The sequence below is a fragment of the Paraburkholderia sp. SIMBA_030 genome (genome assembly GCF_046535245.1).
Taxonomy (GTDB): Bacteria; Pseudomonadota; Gammaproteobacteria; order Burkholderiales; family Burkholderiaceae; genus Paraburkholderia.
In genome coordinates this window covers 1-230 of record NZ_JAWRXB010001792.1, presented here as the reverse complement: position 1 = coordinate 230, position 230 = coordinate 1, and the positions used below count along the sequence as shown (strand labels likewise).

General features: G+C 60.4%; 1 pseudogene. It reads left to right on the top strand.

Annotated features, from left to right (window positions below):
- Nucleotides 1-28 precede the first annotated feature (28 nt).
- Nucleotides 29-230, top strand: a pseudogene (locus SB772_RS46150) (adenylyltransferase/sulfurtransferase MoeZ); the annotation flags it as partial.

Sequence of the window (230 nt, the reverse complement as noted above, 5' to 3'; positions counted from 1 at the left end):
CTTGGGCGGCAGCTGGCGGGAAATTAAGGTGTCCAAGGACCCGGAAGCTGAACCGGTCACGGAGTTGACCGACTATGAGGCCTTCTGCGGTATCACGCCTCCTGCACCGACAGACCAGGATCACACTGTCTCCGCCAAGGATCTCGCGGCCATGCTCGCCGAACGTGATGCAGGTGACCGGGACTTTGACCTGGTGGATGTACGCGAGTCCGGGGAACACAGCATTGTCA